This is a genomic window from Haemophilus paracuniculus (assembly GCF_002015115.1).
Lineage (GTDB): Bacteria > Pseudomonadota > Gammaproteobacteria > Enterobacterales > Pasteurellaceae > Haemophilus_E > Haemophilus_E paracuniculus.
The window spans coordinates 136,672-152,890 of the sequence record NZ_MUYA01000001.1; the positions used below are offsets into that span (position 1 = coordinate 136,672).

16 protein-coding genes and 3 tRNA genes are annotated in these 16,219 nt (G+C 42.1%); 17 read left to right on the top strand and 2 right to left on the bottom strand.

From position 1 onward, the window contains the following. Window positions 1–56 precede the first annotated feature (56 nt). The 10 genes from tilS to B0187_RS00730 all read left to right on the top strand — a co-directional run bounded on the left by tilS (window position 57) and on the right by B0187_RS00730 (window position 8,101). A complete protein-coding gene (gene tilS / locus B0187_RS00685; protein ID WP_078235800.1) occupies window positions 57–1,352 on the top strand; it encodes a tRNA lysidine(34) synthetase TilS in 1,296 nt (431 codons plus the stop codon). An 88-nt stretch (window positions 1,353–1,440) separates the two neighbouring features. Continuing rightward, window positions 1,441–1,516 (top strand) — tRNA-Gly (locus tag B0187_RS00690). A 3-nt stretch (window positions 1,517–1,519) separates the two neighbouring features. Then, a tRNA-Leu gene (locus B0187_RS00695) sits at window positions 1,520–1,606 on the top strand. 22 nt (window positions 1,607–1,628) lie between these two features. Further along, window positions 1,629–1,704, top strand: a tRNA-Gly gene (locus B0187_RS00700). Window positions 1,705–1,781: 77 nt separating this feature from the next. Next, window positions 1,782–2,594: a ParA family protein gene (locus B0187_RS00705; protein WP_078235803.1), complete on the top strand. Its 813-nt coding sequence runs from the start codon at window positions 1,782–1,784 to the stop codon at window positions 2,592–2,594. A gap of 13 nt (window positions 2,595–2,607) precedes the next feature. Continuing rightward, complete coding sequence (gene dnaB / locus B0187_RS00710; RefSeq protein WP_078235805.1) at window positions 2,608–4,002, top strand: replicative DNA helicase; 1,395 nt, start codon at window positions 2,608–2,610, stop codon at window positions 4,000–4,002. Then, window positions 4,002–5,756, top strand: coding sequence for a ParB family protein (locus tag B0187_RS00715; RefSeq protein ID WP_078235808.1), 1,755 nt, complete (start codon window positions 4,002–4,004; stop codon window positions 5,754–5,756). The genes dnaB and B0187_RS00715 overlap by 1 nt, the downstream gene beginning before the upstream one ends. Beyond that, a complete protein-coding gene (locus tag B0187_RS00720) occupies window positions 5,753–6,313 on the top strand; it encodes a DUF2857 domain-containing protein (RefSeq protein WP_078235810.1) in 561 nt (186 codons plus the stop codon). Before B0187_RS00715 ends, B0187_RS00720 begins: the two co-directional genes overlap by 4 nt. A 37-nt stretch (window positions 6,314–6,350) precedes the next feature. Beyond that, the gene (locus B0187_RS10315) at window positions 6,351–7,604 is read left to right on the top strand and encodes an STY4528 family pathogenicity island replication protein (RefSeq protein ID WP_211272693.1); all 1,254 of its coding nucleotides are present in this window, start codon (window positions 6,351–6,353) and stop codon (window positions 7,602–7,604) included. A 125-nt stretch (window positions 7,605–7,729) separates the two neighbouring features. After that, window positions 7,730–8,101, top strand: coding sequence for a hypothetical protein (locus B0187_RS00730; protein ID WP_078235811.1), 372 nt, complete (start codon window positions 7,730–7,732; stop codon window positions 8,099–8,101). Window positions 8,102–8,161: 60 nt separating this feature from the next. Here B0187_RS00730 and B0187_RS00735 read toward each other — a convergent pair whose 3' ends face one another. Further along, entirely contained in the window at window positions 8,162–8,446 is a 285-nt protein-coding gene (locus B0187_RS00735; RefSeq protein ID WP_078235813.1) for a hypothetical protein, read from the bottom strand. 117 nt (window positions 8,447–8,563) lie between these two features. Between B0187_RS00735 and B0187_RS00740 the strand changes: the two genes are divergently transcribed. Then, window positions 8,564–9,313, top strand: coding sequence for a PFL_4669 family integrating conjugative element protein (locus B0187_RS00740; protein ID WP_078235816.1), 750 nt, complete (start codon window positions 8,564–8,566; stop codon window positions 9,311–9,313). A 3-nt stretch (window positions 9,314–9,316) separates the two neighbouring features. Further along, entirely contained in the window at window positions 9,317–9,793 is a 477-nt protein-coding gene (locus B0187_RS00745) for a DUF3158 family protein (RefSeq protein ID WP_078235818.1), read from the top strand. A gap of 328 nt (window positions 9,794–10,121) precedes the next feature. On the opposite strand, the gene B0187_RS00755 is transcribed toward B0187_RS00745, so the two are convergent. Then, a complete protein-coding gene (locus tag B0187_RS00755; protein ID WP_078235822.1) occupies window positions 10,122–10,331 on the bottom strand; it encodes a hypothetical protein in 210 nt (69 codons plus the stop codon). Window positions 10,332–10,522: 191 nt separating this feature from the next. On the opposite strand from B0187_RS00755, the gene ssb reads away from it, so the two are divergent. The 5 genes from ssb to B0187_RS00780 all read left to right on the top strand — a co-directional run bounded on the left by ssb (window position 10,523) and on the right by B0187_RS00780 (window position 16,146). Beyond that, window positions 10,523–10,960 (top strand): single-stranded DNA-binding protein, encoded by a 438-nt coding sequence (gene ssb, locus B0187_RS00760; protein WP_078235824.1) that lies wholly within the window; start codon window positions 10,523–10,525, stop codon window positions 10,958–10,960. A gap of 200 nt (window positions 10,961–11,160) precedes the next feature. Continuing rightward, window positions 11,161–13,188 carry a DNA topoisomerase III gene (locus tag B0187_RS00765; protein WP_078235826.1) on the top strand — a complete coding sequence of 676 codons (2,028 nt, stop codon included), beginning with the start codon at window positions 11,161–11,163 and terminating at the stop codon, window positions 13,186–13,188. A 1,388-nt stretch (window positions 13,189–14,576) separates the two neighbouring features. Further along, window positions 14,577–14,996 (top strand): STY4534 family ICE replication protein, encoded by a 420-nt coding sequence (locus B0187_RS00770; RefSeq protein WP_078235967.1) that lies wholly within the window; start codon window positions 14,577–14,579, stop codon window positions 14,994–14,996. A 155-nt stretch (window positions 14,997–15,151) separates the two neighbouring features. Continuing rightward, on the top strand, window positions 15,152–15,406 hold the full coding sequence (locus tag B0187_RS00775) for a hypothetical protein (protein ID WP_342742106.1): 255 nt from the start codon (window positions 15,152–15,154) through the stop codon (window positions 15,404–15,406). Between the two features lie 83 nt (window positions 15,407–15,489). Then, window positions 15,490–16,146, top strand: a complete 657-nt coding sequence (locus B0187_RS00780) for a DUF3560 domain-containing protein (protein WP_078235830.1) — start codon at window positions 15,490–15,492, stop codon at window positions 16,144–16,146. Window positions 16,147–16,219 lie beyond the last annotated feature (73 nt).

The following is a 16,219-nucleotide window of genomic DNA, read 5'->3' on the forward strand; positions in this document are numbered from 1 at the left end:
AAAAAAGCGAGAAACAAGGCATTATTCCGCCCTAATTTTGGCAAAATCACACGGCAATGATCAACTTACGCACCTATCTTCAAACCCAAATTGAACAGCACTTCCCCCACGCCCATTTTGTGATTGGGCTAAGCGGTGGGGTGGATTCGGTGGTGCTGTTGCATCTGTTTCGCCAGCTCAATGTTGAAGTGCGAGCAATCCACATTCATCACGGGCTTAGCCCCAATGCGGACAGTTGGGCGGATTTTTGCCACGCTCTCTGCCAGCGTTGGCAAATCCCTTGTGTGGTGCGAAAAGTGAAAGTGCAGGGGGAAAAGGGCGTAGAGGGCAATGCCCGCGAGGCGCGTTATCAGGCGTTGGGCGAACAGATCCAAGCCGATGAAATTTTAGTTACTGCCCACCATTTAGACGATCAGGCAGAAACCTTTCTGCTCGCCCTCAAAAGAGGTAGCGGCGTGAAAGGGCTATCGGCAATGCAAGCGGTCAGTTATCGCCAAAATTTAACCCTGTTCCGCCCGTTGCTAGGCATTTCCAAAGCAGATTTAATCAACTATGCCAAACAGCAAGATCTTCTCTATATCCAAGACGAAAGTAACCAGATCAACGATTTTGACCGCAATTTCCTGCGAAATGAAATTTTGCCCGCCCTCAATCAACGCTGGCAACATTTCAACCAGATGATCGCCCGTTCCGCTCAACATTGTGCCGAACAGCAAACCCTGCTGGAAGAACTTTTAGCGGAAGAACTCAACAAGTTCGCCGATGTTCAACGCAAATCCCTCAATATCGCCGAATTTCCGTACTTTTCTCACGCCAAACAAAAGCAACTAATTCGACTCTGGCTCACACGCCACCAAATCCCAATGCCAACCACTGCCCAACTACAACAGATCCTCGAACAGCTAATTTCAGCAAAACAGGATAAAAACCCTCAACTGCAACTGGGAAAAATTTGGCTAAGGCGTTATCAGCAGCGGATTTTTTTAACGCCTACACTACACGATTTTAAGCATTTCGTAGCGACACTCAAACCGCATCAATCGTTAACATTGCCCGATAATCTTGGGCAATTAAACCATTTGCAAACCACCCTATCTTTCAAAAAAAATGGACAAACTACCCGCTTGAATTTACCGACTGAGTTACAACAAAGTGAGCTAACGATCAAACTCTATCATTCTGGAAAAGTAGAACGTTACCAGACCCCACAAAGGGAGGACATCAAAAAACTTTACCAACAAGCACAAATCCCTGTGTGGGAAAGGGCAAGAACCGTGCTAGTATTTACCGAGCAAAAATTGCTCTATATTTTTTCTGATCGCCATTTAAAAGATGAAAAATTCGACAACTAATACTTTCAATGCTATTTTCATTTGACAAGGCAAAAAAAATCCCTAAAATACGCCCTCATCAACGCTACTTATTCTTGTAGCGTTTTTTGCGGGAATAGCTCAGTTGGTAGAGCACGACCTTGCCAAGGTCGGGGTCGCGAGTTCGAGCCTCGTTTCCCGCTCCATTTGCCCGAGTGGCGGAATCGGTAGACGCAAGGGATTTAAAATCCCTCGCCTTTCGAGGCGTGCCAGTTCAAGTCTGGCCTCGGGCACCACATCAAAACTTACCACTTTGATGCGGGAATAGCTCAGTTGGTAGAGCACGACCTTGCCAAGGTCGGGGTCGCGAGTTCGAGCCTCGTTTCCCGCTCCAAATCCTTTATTTCATCTGATATTTAACTTGCTTCTAGCTAGGAACTCTTAATTTTTTTCTTTTTAAGAGGATTTCTTATGCAAGTTACATCTCAAAAACCATTCATCGTTACTGTAATGTCCACCAAAGGTGGCGTAACCAAATCAACCAACGTGGCGAATATCGGGGCGTTTTGTGCCGATCACGGTATTCACACCTTGATGATTGATACAGACACACAACCTACCCTTTCATCTTATTACCACCTTAAACATCAATCGCCTTATGGTATTTACGAGTTATTTGCTCGTCCTGACCTACCGATTGAGCAACTCATTTCCCAAACTGAATTTGAGCATTTGGACATTATCCAGTCCAACGATCCCCTCGACCGCTTAACTACTGACTTAAATAGTCTGCCAGGTGGTGTGTTGAAATTTAATGGGCTTATCAAGAAAATTCAGGGTTATGATCTCATCATCATTGATACGCGTGGTACCCGAGGTATTACCGTGGATATGGCTGTGCTTGCCAGTGATTTGGTCATTTCGCCGATCAAACCTGAGCTGGTATCCGCTCGTGAATTTGTGCGTGGCACGCTCAACCTCTATGAAAACCTCAACATTTTTACTCAATACGGCATTGCATTACCGCCGTTAAAAGCAGTGATCAACTGCCTAGACCGCACCAAAGATGCCCACGAAGTGGTGCAAACGCTCTACAACATTTTTGCTGATCTCGATAATGAGCATATTGATTTGCTCAATTTTGAAATCCCCGACCGTGTTGCCTACCGTGAAGCGGCAAGTCGTGCGTTGCCTGTGCATCGTCATAGTGAAAAAGAGGCGGAAAATATCCGCTTGCTTTGCTCGATGCTCTTTCCTCAATGGGCTGATAAATTTCAAGGTTAAGTAGGGGGAATTTATGGCACATCAAACGCAATCACAGCCAATAAATACCCACTACTCGATTGAAGCTGAGCAAGCCGTGTTAGGCGGTTTGCTCCTTGATAACGAAAAGTGGGACGAAGTCAGCCAAATTCTGGCTCCATCAAATTTTTACGTTCACGCTCACCAGCAAATTTTCTCGACCATTCAGGCAATGTGTGAGGCAAATTCGCCCGTGGATTTATTGACCTTAGAGCGGAAATTAGCGGAAAAAGCGATTTTGGAAGAAGTCGGTGGGCTGGCTTATTTAGCAGAATTATCCCAAAACACCCCAAGTGTGGCGAATATCGCTACTTATGCGGAAATCGTCCGCCGAGACAGCCAAGCCCGTGAGTTGTTTGCTCTGGGGCAGCACTTACGCACTGAGGCGGTGAAGGTCAATTCCCAGACATCACTAGACACCTTGTTAGAACACACGGAACGCCGTCTGACCGATCTCGCCTTCAATCACCAGCAACAAGAAAGTATCGTTTCATTACCTGATGTATTGGCTCAGGTCATACAGCAGATGAACAGCAGTTGTGAGCAAAATAAGGCGACCACAGGCACAGCATTTGGCATTGAACGGCTAGATCGTGCTACCTCTGGGGCTCAAAACGGCGAGTTGATCATTTTAGCGGCTCGCCCCTCAATGGGGAAAACCGCTCTCTCGCTGACGTTCGCCGAAAGTGCCTTAGAAAGCCAACCCGACAAACCTATCCAATATTACAGCTTGGAAATGCCTGCGGATCAGATTTTGCAACGCTTTCTGTCGATGCGTTCTCAGGTGGCGATCAACAAAATTCGCCAGCCTACTGAAATGAGCGATGAGGATTGGGCGAGATTTTCCGAAGCCTTTAACTACATCCATAGCCACTGGAACAACCGCTTGCTGATTGACGACAGTAGCTATCTGTCCCCTCAGTCATTACGCATTCGTGCCAGACGAAACGCCCGAAAATATGGCGAACCGTCCGTCATTATTGTGGATTATCTGCAACTGATGAGCGTGCCTGAGCAGAAAAATAGCAGTAACCGCAACTTGGAAATTGCTGAAATTTCGCGTTCGCTGAAATCCCTTGCCAAAGAGATGAATTGCCCCGTAATCGCCCTTTCACAGCTTAATCGAAATTTGGAACTGCGTTCAGATAAGCGTCCGATGCCGTCCGATTTACGGGATTCAGGCTCACTGGAACAAGATGCCGACTTGCTGCTGTTCATCTACCGAGATGAGGTTTACCACCAAAATACAGATTTACCAGGCATTGCTGAAATCCTTATCGGTAAGCAGCGGAACGGACCAACAGGCACGATATTAACGCAATTTAGAGGGGAATTTGGCTTATTTGCCAACATCCCTGATGACGAGTACGAAAAATTAGGATCAGCATAATGGCACTACATAACCCTTTAATTAACAGCAAAAATAAAGATGCTCGTAAGCAAGATATGCTGGCGAAGTTGACAGAGCCTGCGATAAAAAACCATTCACCAAGCTATCATCAAATGGCACCAATGATGGCAAGTAGTACGCAGAAACAGCTTGTGGTAGTTACTTTGGATAAACTTCGTCCGTACGAGGGCAACCCTCGGAAGACGAAGAATCCTGCTTATGAGGAAATTAAAGCTTCAATCAAGGCTCGTGGTTTAGATCACGCCCCGAACGTAACCCAACGTCCAGGGGAAGATTTTTACACCATCGCTGACGGCGGAAATACCCGCTTGCAAGCCTTGAATGAACTCTTTAAGGAAACCCAAGATCCTCGATTTTGGTCGATTGAGTGCGTATTCAAGCCATGGCAAGGAGGAGAGAACGATACCACCGCTGAACTCAATATGTTGATCGGACACCTTGCTGAAAATGATATGCGAGGTGAGCTTTCTTTTATTGAGAAAGCCCTCGGCATTCAGCGGGTAAAAGCCATTTATGAGGAAAAATATGTAGAAAAATTCTCTCATCGCCGATTGTCAGAAAAATTGGGGGAAGATGGGTATCCAATTTCAAATCAGATTATTGCTCGAATGGAGCAATGCTTAACTTATCTGTACCCTCATATCCCTAATATATTACTTGGTGGTTTAGGAAAACATCAGATCGAAAAATTACTGGCAATTCATCGCAATGCCAATGCTTCGTGGGACAAGTACCAGCTTGAAATCGACACAGCACAAAGCTTCGATGAAGTATGGATGCATACGCTTTCCTCTTTTGATGAAGTCCCTGAAAACTTTGTCATCGCCGATTTTCAAGATCAGCTGATTACTCAAATCTCTGAGGCATTTAGCTACCAGGTCGGCTATGAGACATTGAAGCTAGAAATCAGCCTCGAAGAACGGAAACGGCAACGCTTGATGGAAAAAGAAAGTGAGTTGGCTCAGCGAGCAATGGAAAGTGAGGCTCGGGTGCAGGAACTCAATGAGCAACAACAAGCCAAAACCGCAGAACCTAAAACAAAGCCTGCTAAGTCAGAAAATGTCCCTGCGGAAGATGTGATTGATGCAGCCCCAGTTTCAGCTTCATCGTCTTTGCCACAGGACACGGACACAGAAAATGAGGTAGATAGCATTGATGCAGCAGATACTGATGATGTACATACATTGCCATCTTTTTCTTTGGCTGCCCCAGAAGAAGACGATTTGACCGCTGCCATTACCCAACATTTTGGCGATTTAGGGCTACAACCAGGGGTGAACCCTGAGGCTCAACGCCAAGAGGAAGCGGTGATTAACGGCTTAGAATTTGCCAATGTCGGTAAACAGGGTGTGACCAACATTTGGAAAATTCACCCTGCTCGTAAGCACAAAATGGAAGCCTACTCACTTGCCTTAGATATTGCCGAAGAAGTTGGCATCGGGCATTTAATTGAACACGTTATTACTGATCCCGTAGATTACGGTTTCAAAGTGAACGCTCTGGATGTTGATGCCACACTCACTATCCAGTTTGTGCATTCTACCCTTTCACTGTTAGCCACGGCAGAAACAGATCAATCGTCCGCAGCGGTTGCTTCTCTTGACAGTAGCTTGTTACTAGGTTCAGCCGATGCAGAACCGTTACTCTCTGATCTGCTACTCGTTCGCCTTTTCCGTCTTATTCGCTTGGTGCGTTATATCCACAGCCAAGCTCGTACAGGAGAAATACAATGATCAATGCGACCCTTAATCAAGCAATCATATCCGAGTTACTCAATCACATTCGCAAAGGCGAAATTGGCTACTGCCTCCAACTGGGATTTGATGAAACCGAATTAGCCGATATTGCCGCACTTTCTACCCGTGAAATCCAAGATATTTGTGAAAGTGCCACCTCTTTTGCCAGCATCCACGTCAATCATAATGCTTTGTGGAAGCTGATTGAACTTGCCCGTGCAAACACGCTTGAACGCAATATGATTGATCGTGCACTGCATCTTGGGGCGTCATCTGAAATGTTACATAAACGATTCGCTTGGAGTTCAGCCGAAGTTTCTGCACGGCGAAAATTGCTTGGTATTCACGAATCAATGGGCAGAAAGAAAAATGCCTCGGAGGATGAAGAAATCAAAGTTTGGGAACTCTGGAAAACACATAGTGCCAGCCTCGAATATGATGTTGAAACCACCAAGGAAGGTCTGGAATTACTGATGTTTATCGCCGAAGAATCACAGGTCAGTTTGACGGAAGTGGCTCGGTTGGTTTCACAGTGGAATAAAGAGGCACATTAAATAAAAAAATATCCATCTTCTTTTTGAGGTCTGTCAGATGAATGAGCAAAGTATAGCGATGCAGGCGGAAATCGCCAAGACGAAATTAAGAGAAAAAGCCAAACAGTTTCCAAACGAAGAGAAAAGTACGTTTCAAGGTCTGCTTTTTGTCGGTAATCGGCACGAAACCGTACCGTTACGGTTATTGACCGATCCCTATTTAACGCCACGAGCAAAGACGGCGTGGCAAATGATTAAGCTGAATGCCCATCAATTTCAGGGTTCGGTTTTTCCGAGCTACAACGAATTGGCTCTTTGGCTATCGGATCGTGCCTTTCAAGGCAAGTTACTCTCTCGCAAAGTCGTCAGTCAAACGCTACTTCTGCTACGGTTGACCCGTTGGCTCACCTTGTGTGAAACCGTCAGAAACGAACGTGGACAGGTTCTAGGTAATGTATATGTGATGAATGACGAACCGCTTAGTTTGAGCGACTGCATTCAACTTAACGATGATTATTTACGCCTACTGGAAAAATCGGCTCGTCATCAAGATCCGCTGGTGCAAGATGTTGCCACAGCCATTATTGATGACATCTTACGCCCAGAGGCTCAACTTTGGCATTATGTCTCGCATATTGAGGTTATTCGCCAACGTTACCAGCAGTCGAAATCGGCTCTGCCGACTGCCGCACAAGCGGTCAGTTTATCGGAAAATTTAGCCAAGGCGATGGCGAAAACGGAGCAAAAGTTACTAAGTTCCAATAAGGAACTTAGTCAAAATCATCAGGAACTCAGTCAAAAAATGAACGATTTACCGAGTTCCAATAGGGAACTCAGTTCGCAGAATGGCGATAAGTCCTTGATTTTAGGCTCAGTTCCGAAATGGAACTCTGCTCAGTACAGTACTAGTACTGATCATATAAAAAGTACAAGTACTGTACTGGATAATCTTGATTTAACCACCTTGAAAGGATTGAAGTTAAGTCAGATTGAAATGCAACAAATCAGCGTTGCTCTGCAAACATTGGATACTGAAACTCGACAAGCGGTGCTGTTTGAGGTGCAAGAACGGCTGGCGACACAGGAAATTCGCAAGCCTGCGGGGTATCTGTTTAGCGTCATTCAACGAGCTAAATCAGGCAACTTTAAGCCCTATATGCAAAGCAAAGCTCAGCAAACCGATACAGGCTCAGCAGTCAATCAGCCCAAATTATCAAGTCGGTTGGTACAAACCACGCCGCAGACAAATGGCGTAAATAAGCAAGCTCGACAAAATTTTCTTGCCCAAATGGTGCATTTGGTTAGGAAATAGACAGTGTTTACACTGTAAACAGTGAACAAAAATCAATCAACAACCACGCCCACAGCGGAAGTGGTTAGGAAATAGACAGTGGTGCCAGTGGCAACAGTGAGCAAAAATCAACCAAGGATATTTAAATGAATGAAACTTTAACTAAACAAAACCATTTATCTGAAATGGATATTTGCCTACTGAAAAGATCTATTGTACGAGCCATTGAAAATAGTACGAAGAGCGAACAATTGGCAAGACGTGTACATAGTGCTTGCCACGTATTTAAATATATTAACCGTCTTAATCGCTCTGAAAATGATGTAAATGAACAACCTTGCTTATTTGAATACGATATTTGCCATTTAAAAGAGGCTGTACTTTCTTCGATTGAGCAAACCCAAAAGCAGTCTATTGAGCAACATTGCCGAACAGCTTGTGAAGTTTTTCAATTCATTAATTGCTTTAATGAACGTTATGCAAATTTGGATGTGTCATTTACAGACGAAGATGATTAATACAATACATATTCTTTGGGAAAGAAAAAACACCTGCTGGTAACAGGTGCTTTAACAGGCTTAGCTTCTAAGAGCTTTCATCATTTGATCGACATATGCTTGTCGCTTTTCCTTTGTAATAGAAGGAGTAGCTGGTAAAGGATTTAGGATCTTATGGCTAGGATGACTAATCCTATTTGAATGCGACTCATATTCTTTTTGAATATGTTTAGCATAATCAAATAAGGCAGTGATAAGAGCATCACGAGTTGCTTCATATTGCTCACAGCGAATTTCATCAACGGGAACAAGTGATTGGGCTAAATCAAGTGCTTCTTTTAATGTTAAAGGTTCTTTCTCAGTCATACTGAAACTCCTCTTTTTGTTTTGTTCAAATAAAAAAGGGTTTCAGTATACCACATTGATGCCGTGTGGTTAAAAAATGGCATCACTTATTCTATTTTTTATACGCAGGAGTTATTTATGACAACAGAATTAAACCAAAACCAAGAACTTGGTGCATTACGCAGTAATATTACCCTCACCCTACACTCTCAATACGCTTCCCGCCTTTGGCTCGGTCGCCCTGCGGTACGAGAGGGGAAAGAGATTGTGAAAGCTCAAATTATGAGTATGCCGAGCTGTCTGCATATTCTGTCCCAGATTCAAAAAGATGCGGCAAATGACGATCCTTTTGCGGATTGGTATCTGATTCAGTTCGAAGAAAAAGTGCTGCAATATGGGCAGGAAATGAAGGAGATGATTTCTAAACTGGTTGAAATTTATGCCAGCCAACTACCCGATAACATTGATATTGAACGCTGTGTCAATGTGTCGCCGATCACCTACCCGATCTATGTCAATTCTCAATTAGGGTACAAGTTGATCTACTTGCTCTCTGACTTCGATACGCTCGCTCGTTCGGTAATGACCGCAAGCCACATCGCTTTGATGACCCGATCGCAGGCGTATGAATGGTTAGATGCTGGTGCAGGTTATTTGCGTAAATGCTTCGGAGTCATCGAAAATTACCGTCATTCAGGCGTTACTCGTCAAGATGTGCAAGAAAATAATGCTCGCTATCAAGAAGCGGTAAAACGCTTCAAAGTGAAGATCCCTGCTGATGTGTTGAGCGGTAAAAAACGTGCAGAATTTGCCCCAATCATTCGTAATGGATTTGATGTGGCAGAGGAAGACAATGTAATTTCTGGGGCAGAAAATGAGGATGTATAGTCAATGGTTGAAACAAGATTGATCCCTGAGGATACCTACAAAAATTTGACGCAGAAACACAATCTGATGGGGATTGTGCGGAACTTATTTAGCCCGATGGACAGCCCAGAGGAGTATGAGCGATTATTGCAACAAGTAAGTGAGATGCGTCAGGGATTTGTGGCGTTGCAACCTGCAATGATGAAAGAAATTAGCGACTCATTGATAAGACACTTACCCGTATTGCTCGTGAGAGATCATTCGGGCAATTTAGGTCCGAGTTTTTTACGGTTGCGTAACGTGAAAACGAGAAAAAGTGGATTCAACGCTTTACAAGAGGTTATGCAAGATGAGGTAACACCACAGGAGGTAAAAAATGCATTATGCCAAGTGGAAAAAGAACGTATTTTGTTAAATATGCAAGTGTCTATTTTGCATACCATTATTAAACAGCTAAGAGAGTGTAAAGCCAAAATTGAACAAGTTAATCAGCTTACTTGAAATACCTGTAAAATCGTACTGGTTTTCCCTGTAAATAGCGATACTTGAAAACCCTGTAATAAAAGGCTTTTTAAAGGTAAGGGGACAAGCCCCTTACCTTTGACGAGAAAAAGGAAGAATGTTATGCCCAAAGTAAAAATTTCTTTTAATATCGAAGTTGATGGCAATATTCTTATTGAGCATTCTATTGAATATGAACGTTTATATAGAAAGCCTCGTATGTCAATAGAAGAGAATTTTGCCTATGAAATCCTAAATAAAATGATTGAGATACAATCTAATAATCAACTTTCAGAAAAGATAGATAATACAAACTGGAAATGCTTATTTACTTCGCAGTGCTACGTCTAATGGATTCTTTGTATATTTCTATCGCTATATCAAATAATTCAAACGCTAATTGATAATTAGTAGTCTCAACATCTCTATCTTTATCATCTGGTGTTTTATTATACATCTTGTTAATATTTTCCTTATCTACTAAGTGTACAGCTAAGAATAAAGCATCTCTGAAAGTGATATTAGTATCAATGTTCATTTTTTGAATCCTATATTGGTTGTGTGGTAACACCAATATACCACGTTGAGCTTGCGTGGCAAAATAAGTAGCTCACCATTTATACTCTTTCTCTCACATTCTATCCATTCTGTAAGTTCAATTATCTGCTTTCTTCTTGTGCCAAATCGTATTTAATAATGCCAAGCTAACAACATACTAGGAGTAAATAAATGGCTGGTGTAAATCAAGTAATCATTATTGGAAACTTAGGCAATGATCCTGAAATGCGTACAATGCCGAGCGGTGAAGCTATTGCTGTTCTTAGCGTGGCAACATCTCGACAATGGACAGATAAAAAATCGGGTGAGAAAAAAGAAACTACGGAATGGCATCGTATCATATTATTTCGAGCTCTTGCCGAAGTTGCAGGCAAGTATCTTCGTAAAGGTTCCAAAGTCTATATTCGAGGCTATTTGCGTACTAATAAGTGGCAAGATCCACAAACGGGACAAGACCGCTATACGACCGAAATTATCGGCGAAGAATTGCAAATGTTAGATAGACGACCAGACAACGACACGTCATCTGTTCCAGCACAAACCGCAACAACAGCCCCGAACCAACCCGTGCCACAGCACAGCTTTACGGATGATGATATTCCATTTTGATAATTAAAATAACCTCTGTACAAGCACCTAATTTAAGGTGCTTTTTATTTTAAATTAATTTTACCGAATATATAGATTTTCATTTTATTTGTATTTTCTTTATGGGATATTAAAACCATAAATTAAGAATAATGAATATATAACCTTTGGTTTTTGAGACATCGGCACCGTAGCGGTGCCATTTTTTTAGGAACAATACGATGAAACTCTATTTATGTGAAAAACCGTCCCAAGGGCGAGATATTGCCAATGTGTTAGGGGCAACCCAAAAAGGAGATGGCTTTCTTGCCACCTCTGATAAAAGCGTGATAGTGACTTGGGGATTTGGGCATTTGGTTGAGCAATTCTCACCCGAAGAATACGATCCTGCACTCAAACAGTGGGCATTTGAAACCTTGCCGATTCTTCCAAAACAGTGGCGACTTTCTGCCAAAAAAGAGTCTAAAAAACAGTATAACGTGGTAATGGGACTCATCAAAAAAGCCTCCAATGTGATTATTTCAACCGATGCAGATCGTGAGGGGGAAATGATTGCAAGAGAATTACTCGACTTGGCGAATTACCGTGGCAATATCCAGCGTTTATGGCTCTCTGCTCTTGATGAAGCAAGTGTACGCAAAGCCCTCAATACATTAAAAGCCAGCCACGAAACGTTGCCTCTCTATTATGCAGCAGTTGCCCGTAGTCGTTCTGACTGGTTGATTGGAATGAATTTCTCTCGACTCTTTACCCTGCTTGCCCAACAACAGGGCTACACAGGTAAGGCATTAAGTGTCGGGCGAGTGCAAAGCCCCACGTTAGCAATGGTCGTCAATCGTGATCGAGAAATTGCCAGTTTTGTCCCCAAATCCCATTTTGGGCTTACTGTGCAATTACACACGGCACAAGCCGAAACCTTTTTAGCCCAGTATCAAGTACCTGAAAAATTTTGTGATGAAGACGGATTATGTCTTGATATGAGAGTGGTGCAAGCTGCTCAGCAACAAATCCAGCAAGCTCGTCAAGCAACAGTCGTCAATGTCGAAACCAAGCGAGAGAAAGAAAGTCCGCCGTTATTATTTGCATTGAGCGATTTACAATCAGAATGTAACCGCTTGTTTGGGTTTGGGGCTCAACAAGTTTTGGACATTGCTCAATCACTTTATGAGACGCACAAAATGACAACCTACCCTCGTACCGATTGTGGCTACCTACCAGAAAGTCAGTTCGCCGATGTTCCGCTCATCATTCAAAATCTCATCAAAGCCGATCCCGCCTTGCAGAAACTCACCCCTCGATTAAATTTGCAACAAAAATCACGGGCGTGGAATGACAAAAAGATTACCGCTCACCACGGTATTATTCCAGCGACAGGTAAAGCCGATTTGAGCAAATTAAATGAAGCCGAACATAAGGTGTATGATTTAATTCGCCGCCGTTATTTGGCTCAATTCTTACCACATTTTGAAGCCGATAAAACGGTTGTGCAATTAACCAGTGCAGGACACTCTCTGATTGCCAAAGGTAACGTGGTTGTCGCTTCGGGTTGGAAAATACTCTTTGGTAATACCGCAGATAAAGAAGATGGCAACAAACAAGGATTACCTAAACTTGTACCAAACCAAGTCTGCAACGTGACACAGTCTGAGATTAAATCAATGAAAACCTCACCACCAGCTCACTATACGGAAGGAACCCTGTTAGCGGCGATGGTGAATGCAGCTCGTTTTGTAACAAATGAAGAATTAAAGAAGCGGCTACGAGAAACCGAGGGATTGGGTACGGAAGCGACACGGGCAGGGCTAATTCAAGGTTTGATTGATAAAGGCTTCATTCATAAAAAAGGGAAATCTCTTTTAGCCACCGCTGAGGCAAATGCCTTGATTGATAGCCTGCCTGATTTACTTAAAGATCCTGGTTTAACCGCTCTCTGGGAGCAAGCCCTTAATCAGATTGCGGAAGGGAAGCTCACGTTGTCTGATTTTATGCAAAAACAAGAGGCATTTATTCGTCAGTTAATGCAACGAGCTCTGCAACAGGGGATGAAAATGGGCAAGATTGAAATCAAAAAATGCCCGAAATGTGGTTCACCGATGGCAAAACGGACAGGTAAGAACGGAGCTTTTTATGGCTGTACCAAATATCCGCAATGTGATGGTATTGAAAATATCGGCGGTAAAAAAGGTCAAAAATCAAGGGCGAAAAAGTCTGTTTCAGTGGCAGAAATGGTGCGAGGACAGCTTTTATAAAATGTAAAAATTTAGATATTTAGAAAATACTCGCTAAATACATCAAATTCACTAAAATTTTTATATCAGCAACCGTTTTGGGTTATTTTCTCGGTTCCATACAAAAAATAACCACCACTTCCCAAATGTTCCGCCGTATTCTGAAACGGACTCTGACCTTCGATTGTCAGGAATACAGCTTTTACCAAGAATTTAAACCTTGTTTATTGCAAAGAGGAAAGCCTATTTGCCATAGATTTTCCTCTTTGCAATTCGCAACCTGATTTTTACCATAGCCTCGTGGTGAAAAATGAGGTGCCCTTTGTGCCGTAATGGTGCCTGATTTGCCGATAAATGACCACATCGTATCGGGTAATTTTGCGACAACATAGCAATGTCTTGACGAGAGCAACGCTGTGCAAAAGCGATTTTATATGGTCAGCTTATTCTGATTTTTAAAGTTGAATTTTAATCTTCTTTTTAATCACTGCCGAAAGGTCATAGAAAAGCCCAAAGTATTTACTTTGGGTTTTTCTATGGTTTCATTATATGCACTATAAAACTATCTTAATTTTCATTTTAATTTATTCTAGTATTCATTCCCTATCTTAAATATATTTACACGCATTAAGCCGCTATTGTTAATAGCACTTAAAAGTCACAGGATTCTTGAAAAGTGACGCTCCATTGTTAATGGATAGAGTCTGTTTTAGCCACAACATAAAGGGATTTACAGGTGCAGTAAGTATCTGATGCACCACCTAGTGATTAAATTCACTCGCCCTGCGTTGTTTGAAGTCGGTATAGGGATGGATGAGCTAATTGAGGTATTGCAATTAGTTGGCACAAAGAAGCTATGAAAATAGTGAGCTGTCTATATTCGGAAGTGAAAATCTTTAAATAAAGCTCTTTTCACATAAACGGTCAATGGAAATATACATACATTGATGTGGTGCTTACAGAGACGTGGTATATCACGGAGTAAAGTTATCGAGGAGAGCTAACCTCACAACTAAATACCATTAGGCAATCAAGAAATTGATTGCCTAATTATTTTTCAACTCAGTGATTAGGCAAGTTAAAATAGTCCCCACAAATTAATTTTGTGGGGATTTTTTATTTAATCTCTCTAAATTCCATTTTTAATTTTTCATTGTATATTTCTTTGTCAAGAGCATAATACCCTCAACTTTTCGCTATCGTTGATAGCAAAGTAGGTCATCTGAGCTTAAAAGATGACGGTTCACTGCGGTGAAATAGCTCGCTTCCCAAATGTCCATTCGCTTCTGAAAATGGCTCTGACCTTCGATTGTCAGGAAGTAACTTTTACCTTAACCCTAGCGGGGAACGTTTTTCCCGTGTTGGGTAAGGATGTTTCTCTGCTTTTTTTCACTTTGGAGAAACAAACTATGACTACTCAAACTTCTACTCAATATTTCAACTTACACACTACTGGTATCGGATACCTAAATGGTATTCGTCAAGTGCAGCCTAAAAAAGGGGAACCATTTTGGGCGTGTCGTGTTGCTGCTCTAACAGGTTCTGCTGACAAGCCAGAATATCGTTACTTTGATATGAATATCGTAGGCGATGAAACGGCAAAATTGGTGCAACGTTGCCAAGACGCCGTTGAAGCCAATAAAAAGGTGCTGATTTCATTTGTAATGTCAGACCTTTGGGTCGATACCTTTACATATTCAACCAATACTCAGCATCATAAAAAAGGTGATACTGGTGTTGCCCTTAAAGGTCGTTTAATTCGCATTAAATCTATTAAAATAGATGGCGAATTAAGATACCAAGAGACTCGTAAGGATGAATCTGCTTAATGAACTAACTAAGACCAACATTTTTGTTGGTCTTTTCTTTATAAGGAAATATAACATTATATGTAATCTTTTCTCTTATTACTTCGCAATCTTGCCAAAAAGGTTGTGATGTAATACCCTTAACCTACTCATAGGAGACATTTATGGAGACTACAATGTCCACATCCATTCGTTTTGACAAACTACGTTTTGTTAAAAAGCTTCAAAAAGCTGATGTTAATTCCCCTGAATTTTCAGAGAAATTAGCAGAAGCTCTTGATGAAGCCTTGGAGCAAAGTCAGGCACAATTAGCAACAAAATCTGATTTAAAAGATCTTGAAGTTAAATTAGTTTCTGAAATGTACAAAATGGCTGGCTTTATATTAGCTGGCGTGGGTGCATTGATGGCTTTACTGAAATTCTTTAACTAATTTTACCCCCACTCACAAGGGAAACATCTTTTCCCTTGTGAAAAGTGTTTCCCGATTTTTTACTTTCATCTAGGAGAAACACGATGACTACTAACACTTACGCAAAATTTGCGCCATTTGCGCCAACTGTTTTCGTTGCAAAATGTCCTGAACCTCACACCAAAGGTGAAATTATCACACTTACTAGCAAATATGGTAATGAAACCGAGGTTAAAATCCATAACCTTGTCAAGCAAGAGGGAGATCACTATTTTTATTCTTTCACACGTTGTGATGGAATGGATAGCCAATCTTTTGCACAGCAAAAAGCTGAACGTTATCAAGGTTATGCGGATAATGCGACCAAACGCAGCCAAAATTGGCTAAATGCAGCGAATGAAGGACGAGACTTTTTGAGCTTAGGTGAGCCGATAAAAATTGGTCATCACAGCGAAAAAAGACATCGAGCTTTGATCGAACGTAATGCCAAACGTATGGACAATGCGTTTGCAGAAATGGATAAAGCGGCAAGTTATGATTCTCGCATTGCATATTGGGAAAAAATGGCAGAGAAAATCGATCTTTCAATGCCTGAAAGCCTTCCGTTCTTCACGTTTAAATTGGCACAAGCCAAGGAAAAACATCAAGAGCTTAAAGACCACCCTGAAAAACGAGCACACGGCTACGCATTGACCTATGCCAAGAAGGAAGTTAATGAACTCACTAAAAAAGTGAAATTAGCTGAATTACTTTGGGCATAGCCATTTTCTTACGCAATAAAACTCACCACTTGCTGTGGTGTTGTTCTACCCTCTGGGGAAATGTTCCCCTTGG

Coding starts and splice junctions, on each gene's coding strand:
- tilS (WP_078235800.1), top strand. CDS start 57: ATGATCAACTTACGCACCTATCTTCAAACCCAAATTGAACAGCACTTC.
- B0187_RS00705 (WP_078235803.1), top strand. CDS start 1,782: ATGCAAGTTACATCTCAAAAACCATTCATCGTTACTGTAATGTCCACC.
- dnaB (WP_078235805.1), top strand. CDS start 2,608: ATGGCACATCAAACGCAATCACAGCCAATAAATACCCACTACTCGATT.
- B0187_RS00715 (WP_078235808.1), top strand. CDS start 4,002: ATGGCACTACATAACCCTTTAATTAACAGCAAAAATAAAGATGCTCGT.
- B0187_RS00720 (WP_078235810.1), top strand. CDS start 5,753: ATGATCAATGCGACCCTTAATCAAGCAATCATATCCGAGTTACTCAAT.
- B0187_RS10315 (WP_211272693.1), top strand. CDS start 6,351: ATGAATGAGCAAAGTATAGCGATGCAGGCGGAAATCGCCAAGACGAAA.
- B0187_RS00730 (WP_078235811.1), top strand. CDS start 7,730: ATGAATGAAACTTTAACTAAACAAAACCATTTATCTGAAATGGATATT.
- B0187_RS00735 (WP_078235813.1), bottom strand. CDS start 8,446: ATGACTGAGAAAGAACCTTTAACATTAAAAGAAGCACTTGATTTAGCC.
- B0187_RS00740 (WP_078235816.1), top strand. CDS start 8,564: ATGACAACAGAATTAAACCAAAACCAAGAACTTGGTGCATTACGCAGT.
- B0187_RS00745 (WP_078235818.1), top strand. CDS start 9,317: ATGGTTGAAACAAGATTGATCCCTGAGGATACCTACAAAAATTTGACG.
- B0187_RS00755 (WP_078235822.1), bottom strand. CDS start 10,331: ATGAACATTGATACTAATATCACTTTCAGAGATGCTTTATTCTTAGCT.
- ssb (WP_078235824.1), top strand. CDS start 10,523: ATGGCTGGTGTAAATCAAGTAATCATTATTGGAAACTTAGGCAATGAT.
- B0187_RS00765 (WP_078235826.1), top strand. CDS start 11,161: ATGAAACTCTATTTATGTGAAAAACCGTCCCAAGGGCGAGATATTGCC.
- B0187_RS00770 (WP_078235967.1), top strand. CDS start 14,577: ATGACTACTCAAACTTCTACTCAATATTTCAACTTACACACTACTGGT.
- B0187_RS00775 (WP_342742106.1), top strand. CDS start 15,152: ATGTCCACATCCATTCGTTTTGACAAACTACGTTTTGTTAAAAAGCTT.
- B0187_RS00780 (WP_078235830.1), top strand. CDS start 15,490: ATGACTACTAACACTTACGCAAAATTTGCGCCATTTGCGCCAACTGTT.